At 66.8% G+C, this 18,988-nt stretch carries 13 protein-coding genes; 11 read left to right on the plus strand and 2 right to left on the minus strand.

Annotated elements, in window-relative coordinates; genetic code table 11:
- Positions 1-226: 226 nt before the first annotated feature.
- Genes JAV51_RS13695 through JAV51_RS20425 form a run of 3 tightly spaced genes read left to right on the plus strand, consistent with a single transcriptional unit; the run spans position 227 to position 3,458 of the window.
- Positions 227-745, plus strand: coding sequence for a YbaB/EbfC family nucleoid-associated protein (locus tag JAV51_RS13695; RefSeq protein WP_197321099.1), 519 nt, complete (start codon positions 227-229; stop codon positions 743-745).
- Positions 742-1,056 (plus strand): hypothetical protein, encoded by a 315-nt coding sequence (locus JAV51_RS13700; protein WP_197321100.1) that lies wholly within the window; start codon positions 742-744, stop codon positions 1,054-1,056. The genes JAV51_RS13695 and JAV51_RS13700 overlap by 4 nt, the downstream gene beginning before the upstream one ends.
- Positions 1,053-3,458, plus strand: coding sequence for a WXG100 family type VII secretion target (locus tag JAV51_RS20425; protein WP_197321101.1), 2,406 nt, complete (start codon positions 1,053-1,055; stop codon positions 3,456-3,458). Before JAV51_RS13700 ends, JAV51_RS20425 begins: the two co-directional genes overlap by 4 nt.
- A 147-nt stretch (positions 3,459-3,605) precedes the next feature.
- On the opposite strand, the gene JAV51_RS13710 is transcribed toward JAV51_RS20425, so the two are convergent.
- Positions 3,606-4,052, minus strand: a complete 447-nt coding sequence (locus tag JAV51_RS13710; protein ID WP_307845882.1) for a hypothetical protein — start codon at positions 4,050-4,052, stop codon at positions 3,606-3,608.
- A gap of 203 nt (positions 4,053-4,255) precedes the next feature.
- Here JAV51_RS13710 and JAV51_RS13715 point away from each other — a divergent pair, with 203 nt between their 5' ends.
- Genes JAV51_RS13715 through JAV51_RS13725 form a run of 3 tightly spaced genes read left to right on the plus strand, consistent with a single transcriptional unit; the run spans position 4,256 to position 5,680 of the window.
- On the plus strand, positions 4,256-4,567 hold the full coding sequence (locus JAV51_RS13715) for a type VII secretion target (protein ID WP_197321102.1): 312 nt from the start codon (positions 4,256-4,258) through the stop codon (positions 4,565-4,567).
- Positions 4,568-4,569: 2 nt separating this feature from the next.
- The gene (locus tag JAV51_RS13720; protein ID WP_197321103.1) at positions 4,570-5,289 is read left to right on the plus strand and encodes a hypothetical protein; all 720 of its coding nucleotides are present in this window, start codon (positions 4,570-4,572) and stop codon (positions 5,287-5,289) included.
- Between the two features lies 1 nt (position 5,290).
- A complete protein-coding gene (locus JAV51_RS13725; RefSeq protein ID WP_197321104.1) occupies positions 5,291-5,680 on the plus strand; it encodes a hypothetical protein in 390 nt (129 codons plus the stop codon).
- A gap of 6 nt (positions 5,681-5,686) precedes the next feature.
- On the opposite strand, the gene JAV51_RS20465 is transcribed toward JAV51_RS13725, so the two are convergent.
- Positions 5,687-6,979 (minus strand): PP2C family protein-serine/threonine phosphatase, encoded by a 1,293-nt coding sequence (locus JAV51_RS20465; RefSeq protein ID WP_307845883.1) that lies wholly within the window; start codon positions 6,977-6,979, stop codon positions 5,687-5,689.
- Between the two features lie 41 nt (positions 6,980-7,020).
- Here JAV51_RS20465 and JAV51_RS13735 point away from each other — a divergent pair, with 41 nt between their 5' ends.
- The 5 genes from JAV51_RS13735 to JAV51_RS13755 all read left to right on the plus strand — a co-directional run bounded on the left by JAV51_RS13735 (position 7,021) and on the right by JAV51_RS13755 (position 18,902).
- Positions 7,021-7,392, plus strand: a complete 372-nt coding sequence (locus JAV51_RS13735; RefSeq protein ID WP_197321280.1) for an ArsC/Spx/MgsR family protein — start codon at positions 7,021-7,023, stop codon at positions 7,390-7,392.
- A complete protein-coding gene (pcaD, locus tag JAV51_RS13740) occupies positions 7,389-8,153 on the plus strand; it encodes a 3-oxoadipate enol-lactonase (protein WP_197321105.1) in 765 nt (254 codons plus the stop codon). Before JAV51_RS13735 ends, pcaD begins: the two co-directional genes overlap by 4 nt.
- 453 nt (positions 8,154-8,606) lie before the next feature.
- A complete protein-coding gene (locus JAV51_RS20300) occupies positions 8,607-8,927 on the plus strand; it encodes a hypothetical protein (protein ID WP_231642195.1) in 321 nt (106 codons plus the stop codon).
- Positions 8,928-9,740: 813 nt separating this feature from the next.
- Entirely contained in the window at positions 9,741-15,980 is a 6,240-nt protein-coding gene (locus JAV51_RS13750) for a protein kinase (RefSeq protein WP_197321107.1), read from the plus strand.
- 21 nt (positions 15,981-16,001) lie between these two features.
- Complete coding sequence (locus JAV51_RS13755; RefSeq protein ID WP_197321108.1) at positions 16,002-18,902, plus strand: DEAD/DEAH box helicase; 2,901 nt, start codon at positions 16,002-16,004, stop codon at positions 18,900-18,902.
- The last annotated feature ends 86 nt before the right edge of the window (positions 18,903-18,988 follow it).

Below are 18,988 nucleotides of genomic sequence, written 5' to 3' on the forward strand. Positions count from 1 at the left end.
GTATGGGGAAAGGGTTGTCCGAACCCATCGGTGACGGAGAGGATACGTTGTGCATCCCAGCACGGCTGCTTTCTCGCGGGGCTTCACTCGATGTTGACGTGTCGTTGTCGCCATCTCGGTGGCAGCACCCTCTTCGGCCGCTCGCCTGAGCGGAGAGAGTTGTCGTTTCGTCCCACCCGCGAACGCACCGTGTCGTGATGAGCAGGCGTATCGCAAGGAGCAGGGTGTGGACTCGAATCTGAGGCCCGGCGAGGACCTCCAGCATTATCTCGAACGACAAGCCAGCCAGATGCAGGAACGCGCGGCCGCCCTCCAGGAGGCCTTCGCTGCCGCGGCAGCGACCGTGACTTCCCGAGACGGCACCGTCACCGTCTCTCTCGCGCCGAACGGTGCGCTGCGGAACATCCAGCTCGGCAAGCGAGCCTGCGAACTGGGTGAGGCCCGGTTGGCGGCCACGATCATGGAGACCGTGCGCCTGGCGCAGAGCCAGACCGCGCGGGCCGTGACGAGCTCGGTGCAGTCGATCGTCGGCAACAACCAGGCCGTCGAGATGATGAAGAGCTTCCTGCCGCCGGATCCCGCGGCCGCCGACGAGGTGGACCAGAACAAGTTCGTCGAAGACCCCGAGCCCGACGACGCCCCGCCGCCCCCGAAGCCGCCGGTGACTCCGCCGTCGTCGCCCACGAATCGGCCGCGACGCCGCCCCGAACGCCGCGATGACGACGAGGAGGCGAACCCCTGGTGAGCAGTGGACACGTCATCCGGGACTACTCGGAGTTCGACGAGTTCAGCCGCACGCTCGACACGTTGGCGTCCGATCTGCGCAGCACCGGTGATCTCGTCGGCAGCATGGTCGCCGATCCGGGCCTGTGGGGAGTCCTCCTCGGTCAGGTCATCGGTGCCGCCGCGAGCAAGTTCTGCGCCGACGCGCGCGACGCGCTCAACGACTACGGCGAGGCGATCGAGTTGCACAAGGAGAAGCTCGACAAGGCTCGGCGTCTCTACGAGGAAACCGACCGGCAGGCGGACGAGTCGATTTCGAGGTATCAGTTGTGAGCGGGATTTCGGACAAGGAGACCTACACGCCCGGGGATTTCTGGCACGACCCGGGTGATCTGATCACCTCTGACGACTTCCGCACCAACGGCGCGGGCATCGTCAACACCATCGACGTCCTGCAGGACGCGGTCAAGGCCAACGACGACGTCACCATCGGCATCGCGGCCGCAGGTCTGGCGCTGGACGTGCTCGGGCTCGTGCTCGACCCGCTGGGCACCATCTTCGCGGCGGGTATCGGCTGGCTCATCGAGCACGTCACCCCGTTCCGGGTTCCGCTGGACATGCTCTTCGGCGACCCCGAGGGCATCACGGTCGCCACCTCGGCCCTCGACGCCGAGGCCGAGAAGGTCGCCGAGCGGAAGAGCGACCTCGAACGCAAGCTCGCCGAGTTCATGCAGAGCTGGAGCGGCGAGGGAGCGGACGCGTTCCGCGCGAGCACACAGGAACTCGCCGATGGCATGGACGCGCTTCAGGAGGCGCTGAAGTCGGCGAGCAAGAACATGAGCATCTGCGGCGCCGTGGTCGGCGCCGTTCGCGGCATCATCCGCGACCTCATCGCCGGGGTGCTGGGCGGCATCCTCGCGGGCGCGCTGGCCGCGATCGCGGCCATGCCGTTCACCTTCGGCACCTCGATCGGCATCTTCCTGGGCACGGTCTTCACCACCGTGGCCGTCGCCCTCGGCAAGATCGCCATGCACATCAAGAACCTGGTTTCGAAGATCACGAACGCCGCGAAGGCGTTGAAGAACGTCGGAAACGCGGCGAGGAATCTGGGCAACCGCGCGGGTGACGCCGTCAATGGTGCGCCCATCCCGACGCCGAACGTCGTCGGATCCGGTGGACCGCAGGTGAACCCGAACACGGGCACGCCGCCCACGTTCGGCAACGGCGGTGGTGGTGCCGGCGGCAGCGGTGGTGGGGCCCCGAGCGGATCGGCCGGAGGACACGGGACGCAGACCCCGAGCGGGGCCGGCAACACGACGGACGTGCAGGGCACCGGTGGTAATTCGCGACCGGGTGCCAGCGACTCCACGTCCAGTCCGCGCCCTGACACCGGTGGTGGATCTGGCACGAACAGCACGCCGGAGACCAACGGCCCCAGCGGTTCGGCTGGTGGCAGCCCGGTGGGGAGTCCGTCCACCTCGCGGCCGCCGAGTTCGTTGGGTGACTTCGATGCCGGGTCCGGTGTGAGTGGTTCGGCTGGTGGCAGCCCGGTGGAGACCCCGTCCACCTCGCGGCCAGGCACCTCGTCCGGCGACACCGGTGGCGGTACCGGCGGTGGTGGAACGCCGCAGACACAGGAACCGAGCGGTGGTCCGTCGACCGACAACCCCTCGGCGGGCAAGGGCGGCGGAGGCCGTGATCCGTTCGAGGACTATCCCGAGCTGACCGAGAATCCGTGGGCCGACAGTCCGGCGGGCGGAACCGGTGGTGGGTCCACGGGCGGTGGTGCTCCGGAGACTCAGGGGCCGAACGGCGGCGGTGGCGCGGGCCCGGCCGGGGGCGGCGGGGGCCGTGATCCGTTCGAGGACTATCCCGAGCTGACCGAGAACCCGTGGGCCGACAGCCATGGCAATCTGCCCGACTACGGTTCGTCCGGTGGTACCTCCGGCGGTTCGATCTCGGACCGGCTCGGCGGTGGTGACCGGCCCGGCGACGCTCCCAGCGGCAACAACGGTCCTGACGGCGCTGACGGTTCCTCCGGCCGGGGGCGTGACGGTGAGAGTCCGGACGGTGGCTCCGATCGTGGTCGTGGTCAGGACACTGACGGCGGCTCGGGTCGTGATGGCGATGGTCGGGACGCCGAGGGTGGCTCGGGTCGTGATGGCGACGGTCGGGACGCCGAGGGCAACTCCGGTCGTGACGGCGACGGTGAGGATGCCGACGGTGGCTCGGGTCGTGACCGGGACGGTGAGGACGCCGAGGGCGGCGGCGACCCCGACCGCGACCCCGATGGTGAGGGCGCCCAGACCGACGGTCGCTCCGACCGTGATCGGGACGGCGAGGACGCCGACGGCGCAAGCCAGAACGGCGACAAGGACAAGTCGTGGTTCTGGGACAGCAAGGAGAAGACGCGCGACCTGTTCATGGAGGGGTTGCGCAAGTACTCGGACGAACATCCGGGCTCGATCACGCCCGAGCAGATCAGGGAGTACGAGTTCAAGGTCGACAAGGTCATCAGTGCGTTCGAGTCGAAGTACGTCTTCGACGCGTTCGCGAAGAGTCACCCGGACGTCGCGCACAGGGTGGAGGACATCCTGCGCACGATGACCGATCCGACACACAGCAAGCTCGGCCTCATCACCAAGAGCTCGCTGGACTTCTTCCGGTTCGGTGCGTGGCAGGCGATGGTCAACGCGGGCGTCTTCCCGGACGAGTGGCGAGGTGACAACGCCTGACCGGCTGCCGGGTGCCGGACGACCGGCACCCGGCTCGACACCTCTCACCGAGCAGTGCGGATGGGGTGCACAGGCGCACAACGGCCGTCGGAAGATGGTGGAGTATCACGTCGCGTGTGGACGGTGGCGGCCGACGTCGCGCCCGACTCAGTGGCGCAGTTCCGCGCGGAACGGGGCACTCGGATTCTCGACGAGCACCGCATCACCCTCCGGCGCAGTGCTAGCACCGATCACCCGGGACATGCTTCCTCGGGAGAACGGGAACGCGGCCAGAACGGCCACGACGAATCCGGCCAGTGCCACCCCGGCCAGCCACCGCACCGTTCCCGCCTCGGTGAGAATCCCGGCGACGAGCGAACCCGCGAACACCAGCAGCCCGCCGAAGAACAGAACGGCGGCGACGGTCAACCACCGGGTCCGGGTGCGGGCGCAGACGTCACACAGCGGCCAGCCCTTGACCTGCGTCACGCGAACCTTGCGCGCGTGCTGGTCCAGACGTTCGGCCATGCCCACCGCGCCGAAGACGCCGACCCGGCGCGTTCGGCTGCCCTTCAGCCGGACCTTGCTCTGCAACGTGAAATCCGCGCGCCGCACCGCAGGCCGACCGTGACGCGAGCAATGGGACGGCAAAATTCCCTGTTCGGCCAGGTTTGCCGGAATTCGAACGGTGTCGAAATCGGACGCCACGTGAACTCCTTCCCGTCGATTCCGCCCCAGGCCGCTCCGCGGGAGCCTACCGGATACAGTGGGCCGCTCGATCGCATTGCGGTGTCCGTGACGGCGAGGAGGTGCACACGGTGGGCTTCAAGGTTGAACCCGCGAGTATCACGAAGTTCGGCGAGCAGATCGACGAGCTGAAAACCGATGCCAAGGCGGCGCAGGTCTATGCCGAAGATCATTTGCAGATCGACGGTGGTGACGCGCGCATGTATGCCACCGCGGCGAGCGCGGCCGCGGACGCCAGCGCCCTGCTCACCGAGAACTACGAGCGTCTCGCCAAGATCGTCGAGACCGCGGCGATCGAGCTGGACAAGGCCGCCACCATGTACGCGGAGACCGATCGCGAGAAGGCCGAACAGCTCGACAGCACCTACCCGACAGGAGAGTGACCATGGCCGACTCGCCCCGGTCCGAACTCGTCGACCCGACCGCGTCCGATCCCATTCCGGATCTGCTCGAGAACGTCATCGGCATCACCCAGTACATCAGCGTCTCGTACTGGGTGGGTCAGGCCATCGACCTGATCTTCGACGTGAACCCGTTCTCGTGGGTGGCGGAGCAATTCGCGGGTGACTGGGAGAAGGTGCAGAAAGCCGGCGTCGCGATGGAGAAGTTGGGGGAATTCAACGACTCCTTCGCCAACGTCATCACCACCGAATTGAAGAACGTGTCGGCCGATTGGCAGGGGAACGCGTTCGACAGCGCGAACACCTACTTCAGCGAGCTCGCGAAGACCATCGAGGACCAGAAGGCGACGCTGAGCGCGATGGGCCGCGAGTTCAAGCAGACCGCCATCGGCATGTACGAGACGGCGAACTCGATCAAGTCGTTCCTCGAACTGCTGCTGGATCTGCTCATCGCGATCGGCCTGGAGCTGGCAGCGGCAGCCGCGAGCAGCTGGACCGTCATCGGGCCCATCCTCTCCGGCGCCGCGGCGGCCGCGACCATCAGCAAGGCGCTCGGTGTGTGGGACGACCTGCTCCAGGCACACACCATCGCCTGGAACGCGGTGCAGGGTCTTGTCGGCGTCACCGCCGGCTACCTCAGCACCCTCGGCGACATCGAGAAGCACGCGTTGCCCGAGAGCAACTACGACCACCCGGGGGTGTGAGATGAGCAGGCCGGACCAGGAACCGATGCTCGACGTCGCCCGAGGCGATGCCGCTCTGTCACGGCACCTCAAGAACTCGCTGACGGTGCTGCGCGACAAGGTGGCCGACCCCGAGTTCAAAAGCCTCGTCGACGACGTCGTGGCGGGCCGCCGGAGTCTGCGCGACACGGTCACCTCGCCCGCGTTCTCGCGCGCGCTGGACCCGCTGATGGAGCAGGCCGCCGAGCACTACCGCACCCTCTCCGACGAGGAGCGCGAGGAACTTCGTCGCACCGGCGAGCAGCAGTTCGAGCAACTCCGCCGCGACGAGGAGGAGCAGGCCGCCGCCGCGCGTGATCGTCGCCGCGACGAGGACGACGAGGACTTCAGCGACCGGAACTGGCTGCGCTGATCGCCCTCACATCGCCCCCACCGGGATGGTGCCGGGTGGTGGGCGCCAGTCCAGCATGAGCAGCGTGGCGTCGTCGTCCATCACACCTCGCTGGTGGTGCAGGACGCCGCGCATCACACGCCGGAGGGTCTCGGGCGCGGCGAGGTTCGGCGCCGAGTGCCGTTCGACCAGCGCGACCAACCGGTCGACACCGAACTCGTGTCGGTGCCGGTCCCGTGCTTCGGGAATGCCGTCGGTGAAGAACAACACGCGGTCACCCGGTTCGAGCTGCTCCCGGCCCACCACGCCGTCGGGCGGCGTTCGGGAGACGCCGAGCGGGATGCGTGGCGGCGTCCGCAGGCGCTTCACCGCGGTGTTCGCCCGCAGCAGCAGCGGAGCCGGGTGACCGGCGAGCAGGTAGGTGAGCTCGCCGGTCGCGACGTCGAGCCAGCTCAGGATCGCGGTCACATAGCGCGAGCCGATGGGTCGGTTCTCGGCGACCATCCGATCCGCGCGATGGGCCAACTCGTTCAAGTCGTGCACCCCACCGCGCCGCGCGTTGCGGATCGCCGCCAACGCGACCGCGCTGGTGAGCCCCGATTGCATGTCGTGTCCGACGCTGTCGAACAACGCGCAGAACGCCATGTCCTCGTTGATCGCGTAGTCGAACGCGTCACCCCCGACCCGCTCGTGCGGCTCCAACACCACGCTGATCATGACCTGCGAGGACGCGAAGCTCAGCGGCGGCAGCAGTTGCCAGAGCAGTTCGGCGTCAGCGGTGAAGGGCGCAGCGCGGCGCGCGACGTGCAGGGCGTCGCCGTAGGCGAACTTCGTGGCGACCACCTGCCCGAGCAACCCCGCGAGCGACACACACCGGTCGCGCACGGTCGCGTCGTGCGGGTCGAGCGCCGGAGGCAACCCGAGACAGACCACGCCGATCCGTTCGGTGCCGTCGACCATCGGCACCCAGAGCTCGGTGCGCCCGTCGGGTGCCGACCGCGACAGCGGTTCCTGGAGTTGATAGACGCGGCCCGCGAGCGAACCGTCCACCGTCGCGGGCAGGCGGTCGTTCGCGCCGAGCGGGGTGAGCGTGCGCTGCCCGTGGTCGACGAGGTAGAGCGCGGCGGTCATGCCCAGCCGACGGACGACGTCGTCACAGATGCGCCCGACCTCGGGTCCCGACGCACTGTGCGTGGCCTCGACGATTCCGGCGACGACCTCCCACCACTCGCCCGGCTCCACCACCTTCGCCGCGTACCCGCGCGGACCGTGCCGAAACGCCGTGGTCGACCGACCCCAGCACGATGACTCGACCCGCACCCGGCATCCTGAGCACGACCGGACGGAAGGGGATCACGGACGTGGAGATCTGGATCAACCCGGCGTGCTCGAAATGTGCCTCGGCGTTGTCGTTGCTGGATGCCGAGGGCGCCGACTACACGATCCGCCACTACCTGCAGGACCCGCCCACCGCGGCCGAACTCGACGACGTGCTGCGCAAACTGGGGCTGGAGCCGTGGGACATCGCGCGCCTCGGCGAACCCGCCGCCGACCGGCTGGGGCTGGCGACGTGGCCCCGCGACGACGACCATCGCGCGCGTTGGCTCGATGCGCTCGCCACCGAGCCGACGCTGATCCAACGCCCCATCATCACCGCCGACGACACCGCCGTGGTGGGCCGCTCGCCCGACGCGGTGCGCTCGATGCTGCGCACCGGACAGGAGAACGCATGACGCCGCACCACGAGGTCACCGGCCCGGACACCGGCGAGGTCGTCGCGCTGGCCGGGTCCATCGGCAGCACCCTGAGCATGTGGGACCCGCAGGTGCCGCGACTGATGGAGGCGGGTCTGCGCGTGGTCCGCTTCGACCACCGCGGACACGGCCGTTCCCCGGTGCCGGACGGCCCCAGCTCGCTCGCCGACCTCGCGGGCGACGTCGTCGACCTGCTCGACCACCTGGACGTCGACCGCGCGCACCTGGTGGGACTGTCGCTGGGCGGCATGATCGGCATGTGGCTGGCCGCCCACGAGCCGTCGCGCCTCGACCGACTCGTCCTGTGCTGCACGTCGGCCAAACTCGGCACCCCGCGCATGTGGCAGGAGCGCGCCCGACAGGCCGTCACCGAGGGCATGACCACCATCGCCGACGGCAGCCTGCGACGCTGGTTCACCCCGGCCTGGCTCGCCGCCAACCCGACCCGCGCCGAGGAGTTCCACCGCATGACGGCCACGGTGCCCGCCCAGGGCTACGCGTCGTGCTGCGCCGCTATCGGCGACATGGACCTCCGCGACGCCCTGCCGTCGATCACCGCGCCGACGCTGGTGATCGCAGGCGCCGACGACCCCGCCACCCCACCCGACCACGCCCACCAGATCGCCGACCGCATCCCGGGCGCGAGGCTGGAAGTCGTGGCCGGAGCGGCGCACCTGGGCAACGTGGAGCAACCGGAGGCCTTCGGGAGGCTGATCGTGGAGCACCTCACGGCGGGGTGAGGGAGCGTGTCACCCGTTTTGGTGAAGGGTGGTCGTTGTCTCCGGGAGTGTCGGGGCGCCTGACTACGGTCGCCGCTGCGACAGCTCGACGCATCTGGGGGCGAGATGGGTGGGTACAACCCGAACCAACCGCGAGACAGCAGAGGCCGCTGGACGAAGGGACTGGCAGGGCCGGTCGTGGGCGCCACGATGGTGGCCACTGTCATGGCGACTCCGCTTGGCACTGGTGTGACAGCGGGCGGTGGTGCGCTGACCGCGGAGTCGTCCTTCGTCCAGGTCTCGCGAAGTGTCCTGACCAAGGCGAAACAGGCTGCGAAGAAAGGAAAACGAAGCGCCACGTGGAAGCGGCTCGATCTGCGAGAGGCCAAACGAAAGTTGGGGCGTGCCGGCCAGTGTGCTGCGTACTCGTACGGTCAGGTACAACGCTTCCTCGCAACCACGCCCTGTCGGTCGTTGCGTCGAGTCCTGTACGTCCTCGACGGCAGCAACGGTGACAGGGTCGTGGTGTCGGTGTCGTGGGTACGGATGCGCAGTGTCGAGGCGGCGCGGAGGCTGCAAGACCTCGTCGACGTGCACGGCACCGGGAACATCCGACCACTTCCCGGAGCTCTTGTGGGGGAGGGCCGCATCAACTGGACCGGGTGGAACTACGACTCCACCCGGTCGGGCAAGCAGGTCACCATCGCTGAGGTCGAGCCGTTGAGAGGCCGACCGAGCGCCGCGTACATGGACGACGTCGCCGAGGTAGCCGCGCAGTTTCCCCGACCTCGGTGAGGTGATCTCGTTCCCGGGGATACCGTCGTGTTCGTGCGCGCGGGGTCTCTAGCGACGCCTTGGTCAGATGCTGGCCTTCCCGCTGAGTTCGTCGACGGGTCGGATGCGGTCCTCGCCTCGTCTTGTGGAGCGTGTGTCACCCCGGCCCCTAGTCAGGCGTGCCCGCCGTAGCGATAGGTCGAATGTCACGGCAATGGCCGTAGTCGTCGTTGCTGGTGTACAGGACGGGTCAACGATGAGCTGTTCATTCGCCTCACGACGAGGCTTCGTGCCGCTGCGGGGAAAACGGCGTTTGGGCCGGAGAACGTCTGATGTAGTGCGCCCACAAAGCGCCGCCTCGCGTCGTCGTGTGACGAGGTACAGGTGGGCTCCTGATCGTGATCGGGAAGGGTGACCGCGACTTGCGCGGGGGAACTTGGTCTGTGGCGCCCGTATAGTCCATGATGTGTCACGATGGGTTAACCGTTGTAACTACGCGCCACGGTGCGGTGTGACGAGGTTGCCCTTTTGGTCTACGCGCGTGGGCATCGTCTTATGGGGGCGAATGATGTCGGAGAAGTACTCGGCGGGCATGCGTGGTCGTTCCGGCCATAAGCGGGCCAAGTGAACCCTCATCCGTTCCGGGTTTCGCTCCGTCGGCTAGGCGTGGTCGCGAGCACCGAACCAAGCGCCCTCCCCAGCTGTCCGGACTCGTCGATTGCGCTTCCTGACGGAGACGACGATCAGTCGCTCTCTGCGGAGCTGTTGCGAATGGGCGGCGACAACCGATGAAGCCACAGAGTGCGCTCCCGCATCAAGTTCTAGGAGGCGTTGTTGTCAGAGCGACCGCGGATCGTAGCTGGTCGGTTTCGTCTGCTCGAGGCGATCGGCAAGGGCAACATGGGCGAGGTGTATCGCGCTGAGGACCACGGGGCGGGAGATGGCGGCGCACACGTCGTCGCTGTGAAGCTGATATCGCGCACGCGGTCCGGCGCGCACATCGACTCGCTTGCCGGGACGAAACTCGCGGAGCGTTTTGGGCGGGAGGTGCGGATCATGCGCCTCCTCGACCACCCGAACCTGCCTCGCCTCCTCGACGGCGGCGTCGACGGTGAGGGACTTCCCTACTTGGCGATGGAGTTCCTGGACGGCAGGACCCTACGTGATCTGGTTGCTGATGCCCCGCGATTGCCCGTCGCCTGGGTTGTGGCGTTGGGGGCGCAGATCGCAAATGGATTGGCGGGGGCGCATGCCGAAAATGTCGTTCACCGTGATCTCAAGCCAGCCAATGTGATGTTGGCGCGTGGGGGTCTGGTTAAGGTCATGGATTTCGGCATCGGGCGTATCGCCGATGACGACGAAGCCACGCGCCTCACCAGCACCGGTGTCACGGTAGGAACAGCACGTTACATGGCACCCGAGCAGTTCCGTGGCTCGGCGGTCGGCCCGGCAGCCGACCTTTACGCACTGGGGTGCGTGCTGTTCGAGTTGCTCACGGGCGTCCCGCCGTTCCACAGTGAGTCGGCGCATGGACTCGGTCACAAACACCTAAATGAAGATCCGCCGCCGCTGCGTCCCCTCCGGGCCGACGTGCCGGTGCAGTTGGCCAGACTGATCAATCGCTTGCTTGCGAAGGATCCGGCAGACCGTCCCGTGGACGCAGGGGCCGTCCGTGACGCCCTTCTGGCAGAAAGCGAGGTCGCGGGGGAACGAACCGTACTGGGTTGGGAAGAGTTCAACCCGGTGTCTCGGCTCACCGAGCTTCGAGCACCCGACGTTTCGGTGACACACTCGACGATGGATGCGAAACCTGAGGCGAGGACGGGCATGGACATCTTCGGCGTGCACCGTAGGTTGATCGATGACTACCGAGCTTTCACCGAGGGCGGAACCGTCATTCGTGACCAGCGGATCGCCGCGTTCGTTCGTGAGGACCTCGACGCCAAATCGCAGTGGCCGGACCCGTGGCTTTCGCTGAACCCGTTCTTCGACTCGGGTGGCACTGTATCGGAACTCGTCAGGGACGGTGTGCTCCACGCAGAGTGCGCGCGCATTTTCCAGACCTGCAAGACCGAGGGTGGCACGGTGTGCGACGGTCGGCCTCTCGCGTTTCACCGGCACCAACGTGAGGCGATCGACGTGGCGCGTACCGGCGAGTCCTACGTCCTCACCACGGGAACCGGCTCTGGTAAGTCTCTGTCCTACCTCGTGCCTATTGTGGACACCGTGCTCCGGGCCCGCGAGCAGGAGGGGCCGCATGCGGAGAAGCGGGTTCGCGCAATCATCGTCTACCCGATGAATGCGCTGGCCAACAGCCAGCTCAAGGAGCTGGACAAGTTCCTGCTCGACGGTTACGGGCCCGACAGGCAGCCGGTCACTTACGCCCGTTACACCGGGCAGGAGAGCGAGGAACGGCGCAGGGAGATCCAGAACAATCCTCCGGACATCCTGCTCACCAACTACGTGATGTTGGAGCTGATGCTCACGAGGCCTGACGACCGGCGTTCGCTGATCAGGATGGCCACCGGCTTGGAGTTCCTCGTTTTCGACGAGTTGCACACCTACCGTGGCCGCCAGGGCGCAGACGTGGCGTTGCTGATCCGCCGAGTCCGTGAGGCCTGTCGAGCCGAAAATCTGCAGTGTGTGGGCACCTCGGCCACTATGTCTAGCGAGGGCACGGAGGAAGACCGCCGTGCAGTGGTCGCGCGAGTCGCTTCCACTCTGTTCGGCACGGCCGTACCTCCTGCGAACGTCATTGGCGAGACGTTGGTTCGCGCGACCGCTGAGCCGCTCGACACGGTGCCCGCCGGGCGGCTTCGAACACTCGACGCGCCACGGGCATACGCAGATTTGGTGGCCGATCCGCTGGCGCGCTGGATCGAAACTCGCTTCGGTCTGGCCACAGAAAAGAACACGGGCAAGCTGGTCCGGCAGCGTCCCGCGAGGATCGAGGATGCGGCGGCTGAGTTGGCGGCCGACAGCGGCGTGCCCGAGGACACCTGTGCTGAAGCCATCCGCCGCACTCTGGAAGCCGGTTCGCAGGCAAGGCACCCGGAGACTGGCCGCCCACTGTTCGCCTTCCGACTGCACCAATTCCTCTCCAAGGGAGACACAGTATATGTGACCTTGGAGGATAAGGAGACTCGTCACCTGACCCGCGATTACCAGCGGGTCCAGCCTGGGTCGAACGGTAAGATCTTGATGCCTCTGGCGTTCTGCCGCGAATGCGGGCAGGAGTACCTGACGGTGTGGCGAAAGACCGGCCCGAACGGCATTGTCTACGAACCACGACGGGATACCGCCGCGACTGGTGGCCGGGAAGGCGACGGCTACCTCTACATCGACCCCGACCGCCCTTGGCCGAGCACGACGGAAGAAGCGATCGAAGACCGGCGTCTGCCCGAGTCGTGGTTGGACGTCGACGACCGCGGTGTCGAGATGGTGCGCGACTCATACCGCAAGAGGCTGCCGCAATCCGTCACCGTGGACGTCTATGGGAACGAAGGCAAGGGAGACCTGGTCGCTGCGTTCTTCCCGGCACCGTTTCGATTCTGTCTGCATTGTGCGGTGAGCTACGAGCAGGTCCGAGGGAAAGACTTCGCGAAGTTGGCGACGCTGGGGCAAGAAGGACGCTCGTCGGCGACATCGTTGGTGTCGGCTTCCATAGTCAGTTCGCTCAAGCAGGCCCCGGCCGACGCATTGGACGACAAGGCCCGCAAGTTGCTCACATTCGTGGACAACCGGCAGGACGCGTCGTTGCAGGCCGGTCACTTCAACGACTTCGTACAGATCACCCAGATGCGGGCGGCGCTGTACCGGGCGGTGGTCGACGCAGGCGAGGAAGGTATTCGGCACGAGGAGCTCGCGTCTGAGGTCACTGATGCTCTCGGGCTGGAGCCGGCTGATTATGTCGGCACTTCCGACCTACCGCCATCGCTGGCTCGTAACGCGGCCAAGACTCTGCGAGACGTCGTGGCGTTCCGGCTGTATCTCGACCTGCAGCGGGGCTGGCGCGTCACCATGCCCAATCTCGAGCAGACTGGCCTGCTGAAGATCGATTACGAAGATCTGGATTGGCTGGCTGGGAACGAGGATCGCTGGGCGCAGACACAGCCGGAGCTACGTGACGCCGAGCCAGGTCAGCGGATCGACATGCTGCGGGTCCTGCTGGACGAGATGCGGCGGGCGCTCGCCGTGGACGTGCAGTACTTCCGTGACGACTTCGACAGTCTTCAGCGTGCCAGCGAGGAAAGGCTCGTTGAGCCCTGGGTGTTGTCCACCAATGACAAGCCGGTTGTTGGCACGGCTTACCCCCGCGGCTCCAAGCCGGGGATGGACCGGTCGGGGCTGTTCCTGTCCGGTCGAGGGAAGTTCGGCAAGTACCTGCGTCGCGTGCACTTCCCGCGGTTGTCGACCGACGACGCCCAGCATGTCATTACTGATCTCTTGGAGGTACTGGCCGATGCGCAGCTGGTGTGCCGGGTCGAGTCGACACCGCAGCGTGGCGGCCGATACAGCCGGTCGGCCGGACAGCCCATCACCGGCTACCGCATCGCGGCGAGGGCGTTGATCTGGCGGGCCGGCACGGGTGAGCAGGGAGCTCACGACCCGTTGACCCGCACCTACGCCAGTGGCGAAGGGCCTCGGGTGAACCGATTCTTCCGTGACCTCTACCGCAATGCGGCCGGAGTGCTGGGTGGACTGGGTGCGAAGGAACACACCGCCCAGGTCGATCCGGAGGAGCGGGAACGGCGTGAGGAAGCATTCCGGGACGGTGAACTGAGCCTGCTCTACTGCTCGCCGACGATGGAGCTTGGGGTCGACATCTCCGAGCTCAACGCCGTGATGATGCGCAATGTGCCCCCAACACCGGCGAACTACGCCCAGCGCAGTGGGCGAGCGGGCCGGTCGGGACAACCCGCGCTCGTCACCACGTACTGCGCGACGGGTAACAGCCATGACCAGTACTACTTCCGGCGATCCGACCGCATGGTCGCGGGTGCCGTCGCACCGCCCCGCCTGGACCTTGCTAATGAAGACTTGGTGCGTTCGCACGTCCATGCGGTCTGGCTGGCCGAATCGGGGCTCAAACTCGGCCGCTCCATTCCCGACATCATCGACATCGGCTACGCCGAGGACAACCGACGTCCGGACCCGGAATTGCCACTTCACGATCATGTCGTTGCATCGTTGCGGGATGCCGCTGCTCGCCGCCGTGCCGTTGCAGCTGCACGCAAGGTCCTCGCCGGAATGATCGACGATCTGGCCGAAAGTCAGTGGTGGTACGAAACGTGGATCGACGACACCGTGCGGGCTGCTGCGGAGCGATTCGACCGTGCGCTGGATCGTTGGCGTGGTTTGTTCCGCGCCGCGCTGGTGGACCAAGCCGAACAGAATCGCAGGGTGCTCGACCACACGCTGTCCGAGCACGACCGGAAAGCGGCCGTGCGTCGACGTAGGGAGGCGGAGACTCAGCTCAATCTGTTGAAGAACGAGACAGTGGACGCGAAGTCGGTGCTGTCGGACTTCTACCCGTACCGGTATCTGGCCAGCGAGGGTTTCCTGCCGGGCTACTCGTTCCCAAGGCTGCCGCTCGCTGCGTATATCCCCGCGAGCGGTCGGCGGTTCGGCGACGGCGATTACCTGCAGCGACCTCGTTTCCTCGCAATCCGTGAATTCGGTCCGGGGGCGCTCATCTATCACGAGGGCTCGCGCTATCAGGTGACGCGAATTCAGTTGCCGCCGGATGCCAGCGGTGACGTGGTTACCACCACCGCGAAACGGTGTTCTTCCTGCGGCTACCACCACGAGGAGAAGGACAACGCCGATAAGTGCGACATGTGTAACGAGCCGCTGCGGGAGCAGACTTCGGGACTGTTGCACCTCCACACCGTGTACACCCGGCGGCGGGAGCGGATTTCCTCCGACGAAGAAGAACGTAGGCGGGCCGGGTTCCGGCTGGTTACGTCCTATCGCTTCCGAGACCACGGAGAACGCCCTGGCCGTAGGGACGCCATCGTGTCCGATGATCGCGGCACCTTGGCAACCCTCACTTACGGTGACTCCGCCACCGTGCGCATCACTAACATCGGCCGCCTGCGGGCCGCCGAGAACGAGCCGCTGGGGTTTTGGCTCGATCCGGCCGACGGCCGCTGGATGAACGAGCGCGACGCCGCCGAGGCATCCGGAGACTCTAGTGAAATGCCTGTCGTGGATGCCGACGGTAACGAGAAGCGTCGTAAGAAGCGGGTGATCCCGTACGTGGAGGATCGCCGGAACATCCTCGTGGTGAAGCTCGCCGAGGCGCTTCCGGAGGCGACGGCCCTGTCGTTGATGTACGCGCTGGAACGCGGCATCGAGGCCGCGTTCGAGCTCGAGGACGCCGAGTTGACCAGCGAGTTGTTGCCTCCGGACAAGGGCGACCGTGACCGGATGTTGTTCACGGAAGCCGCTGAAGGCGGTGCTGGGGTGCTGCGGTTACTGCAGGCCGATCCGACGGCATTGCGGCAGGCGGTCAAAGCTGCGCTCGATATCTGTCACTTCACCCAGGACGGCACCGACCGGGGGGGACCGCACCCAGACCGCCCGTGCGCCCGTGGCTGCTACGATTGCCTGCTCACCTACGGCAACCAGTCCGATCACGGGGCGATCGACCGGCACTCGGTGCGAGACCTGCTCGTCCGGCTCGCCGGAGTCACGGTCCTCACCACCGGGCGAGGCGAGTCACGCACGGAGCAGTTGGAGCGGCTGATCGCGCAGTCCGAAACAGGACTGGAGGCCAGGCTCATCAAGTTCCTGAAGGAGCGCGGTCTGCGTCTGCCGGACGAGGCTCAGACGTTCGTCTCGGAAGCGCTAGCTCGCCCTGATTACGTCTACCGGCTCCGTGGGGCGAACGTGGCGGTGTTCGTCGACGGTCCCGTGCACGAGTACCCCGTCATCTCCGAACGCGACCGCGAGGCGGAGGACCGGCTGCTAGACAAGGGCTGGGAGGTGGTCCGGTTCCCGCACGACGGGGACTGGGAGGCCATCGCCGGCCAGTTCCAGCGCTACTTCGGCCCCGGCGTGGGCGTCTGACGAGGAGAGAAACGACAGCACATGAGCACCCCCTTCACCGCAGGTTCTCTGGTGTCCGCGCGTGGGCGCGAATGGGTCGTTCTGCCGGACAGCGCCGAGGACATGCTGGTTCTGCGCCCACTGGGCGGTGGCGACGACGACGTTGCGGCCGTGTTCCCGGCGTTCGAAAAGGTCCGCCACGCCGAGTTCACCCCCCCATCCGCGGACGATCTCGGTGATTCACTCGCAGCGGGCCTGCTGCGATCGGCGTTGCGAATTGGGTTTCGTTCTGGAGCGGGGCCGTTCCGCTCACTGGCGGGAATCGCCGTGGAACCTCGTGCTTACCAGCTCGTGCCGCTGCTGATGGCGTTGCGGCAGCGGGTGGTGCGCATGCTGATTTCTGACGACGTCGGTATCGGCAAGACTGTCGAGGCGGGTCTGATAGCCACCGAGTTGTTGGCACAAGGCAGCGCCAGCGGGTTGGCGGTGTTGTGTTCGCCCGCGCTCGCCGAGCAGTGGCAGGAAGAGTTGCGCACGAAGTTCGGCATCGATGCCGAGTTGGTACTTGCCTCGACAGTCTCCAAGTTGGAGCGCAACCTCGATCTGGGGCAGTCGCTGTTCGACCGGTACCCGCACGTGGTGGTGTCCACGGATTTCGTTAAGTCGACGCGGCACCGTGATGACTTCGTCAAGCACTGCCCGGACCTGGTGATCGTCGATGAGGCCCACACCTGCGTGGCCGCAGATGACCGCGCTTCCACTGCCAGTCAGCTACGACACGAACTGCTGGAGAAGATTTCGGCGGACTCCGAGCGGCATCTGCTGCTGGTCACCGCCACGCCTCACAGCGGCAAGGAGAGTGCCTTCCGGGCACTGTTGGGTCTTGTGCGGCCGGAACTGGCCACGGTCGACCTCGACACGGATGCCGGCCGCCGCATGCTCGCCGCGCACTTCGTGCACCGCAGGCGTGCCGACGTGAGGCAGTTCCTCACGCAGGAGAGGGACGGTGTGGCTGACGACAGTCTTCGTGAGGACACTGCGTTTCCCTCCGATCGCTGCTTCAAGGACGAGACCTACAAGCTCGCCCCTGCCTATCGCGAACTGTTAGACGATGCCATCGCCTACGCGAGCGAGCGTGTGACCGCAGCGGGAGAGGAGAATAAGCGGGAGGCACGCATCGCCTGGTGGTCGGCCATCGCGTTGCTGCGGTCGCTGGTGTCCTCACCGAGGGCCGCCGCGCAGACCTTGCGCACCCGCTCGGCAGCGGCGCTGGCCGCCACAGCCGAGGAAGCCGACCGGCTCGCCGCTCCGCTGACCAGGGATTCGGTGGAGAGCGACGCTTTGGAGGGGGTGGACGTCGTCCCCGGCGCGGAGACGGAGCATGCGGGTGCACGAATGGCTGAGCTGGCCGACCGGGCGGCGGCGTTAGAGGGCCCCGATCAGGACCGCAAGCTCGCCGCCCTGATCAAGCACCTCAAGGCGCTGCTCGCCGATGGCTACCACCCGATCGTCTTCTGTCGCTACATCCCCACGGCCGAATATGTTGCCGAGCACCTGGAGAGCAAGCTCGGAAAGCGCACGTTGGTGCGTGCGGTCACAGGCACGCTGTCTCCGCAGCAACGCCTGCAGCGCATCGAGGAACTGGCAGCCGAGGCGGGGGATGATGCCGCCGTCCGGAGGGTGCTTGTTGCCACGGACTGCCTTTCCGAGGGGGTGAACCTTCAGCATCACTTCGACGCCGTGGTGCACTACGACCTGGCCTGGAACCCCACGCGGCATGATCAGCGAGAGGGTCGTGTCGACCGCTACGGCCAGAAGCGGGAGATCGTCAGGGTGATCACGCTCTATGGGAGCGACAACGGTATCGACGGCAAGGTGCTCGAGGTGCTTATCAAGAAGCATCGGCAGATTCGGAAGGATCTGGGCATCTCCGTGTCGGTTCCGGATGCCGCCTCTGCGGGGGTCACCGACGCGATCGTGGAATGGCTGTTGCTACGCAACAAGCAGGCGGAGCAAGCCTCGCTGTTCGAAGAGGACGTGTTGAAGAGCAAGTCGGCGGAGCTGGAGACGGAGTGGAAGTCGGCCGCCGAGCGTGAGAAGGCGTCGCGTTCGCGGTTCGCTCAGCGAGCCATCCACCCGGAGGAGGTGGCCCGCGAGGTCGCTGCAGTGCGCGATGTGTTGGGCCGTGCGGCCGAGGTACGTAGTTTCGTTCGGCACGCGCTGTCCGCGTTGGAAGCGGTGCTACGTGACGACGATGAGGGCGGGTTCACCGCGGATCTCAGCGGCACGCCGGCCGGGTTGCGGGACGCGCTCGCCCCGCTGGTGGGCGGTGACGTGGTGGAGGCGGGCAAACCGGTGCCGTTCCGAGACACGGCGGCGGTGGCGCGGGGCGAGGCCGCTCTGGTGCGTACCGATCCCGTGGTCGGGGCTGTCGCGGGATACGTGCTCAATGCGGCACTCGACGAGAAGGCGAGCGGCCCCCGTCCCGCTCGCCGCTGCGGCGTGATCCGCACGCGGGCCGTGGACACCCGCACGACGCTGCTACTGGTGCGCTACCGCTTCCACCTCACGCTGCCGTCGCGAACAGGGGAGCGGCAGCTGGTGGCGGAGGACGCCCGCCTGCTCGCCTTCCAGGGATCGCCTTTGAACGCGACGTGGCTGTCGGGCGACGACGCCTTGGCGCTGCTGGAGGCCTCCGCCGACGAGAACACCGACCCTTTGTTCGCCGAACGCACCATGCAGCGTGTGCTCGGAGACCTGAACGCCATGACCGCGCACCTGGAGTCGTACGGCGACGAGTTGGCCGCGGAGCTGCTGGCCTCACATCGCCGTGTGCGCAGCGCTTCCGGTGAGATCGTGCGTGGCGTGAGCGTCACCGCCCAGAAACCCGCCGATGTCCTCGGCGCCTACGTCTACCTGCCCGCTTCGGGAGTGAACGCCTGATGTCCGCTGTCACCCGTAACCAGGTCTTCTCCGCCGTCCACACCGTGGGCGGCCTGCTGCCCGCCGACATGCTGGCGCGCATCTCC

The organism is Saccharomonospora sp. NB11, from assembly GCF_015910535.1.
Classification (GTDB): Bacteria; Actinomycetota; Actinomycetes; order Mycobacteriales; family Pseudonocardiaceae; genus Saccharomonospora.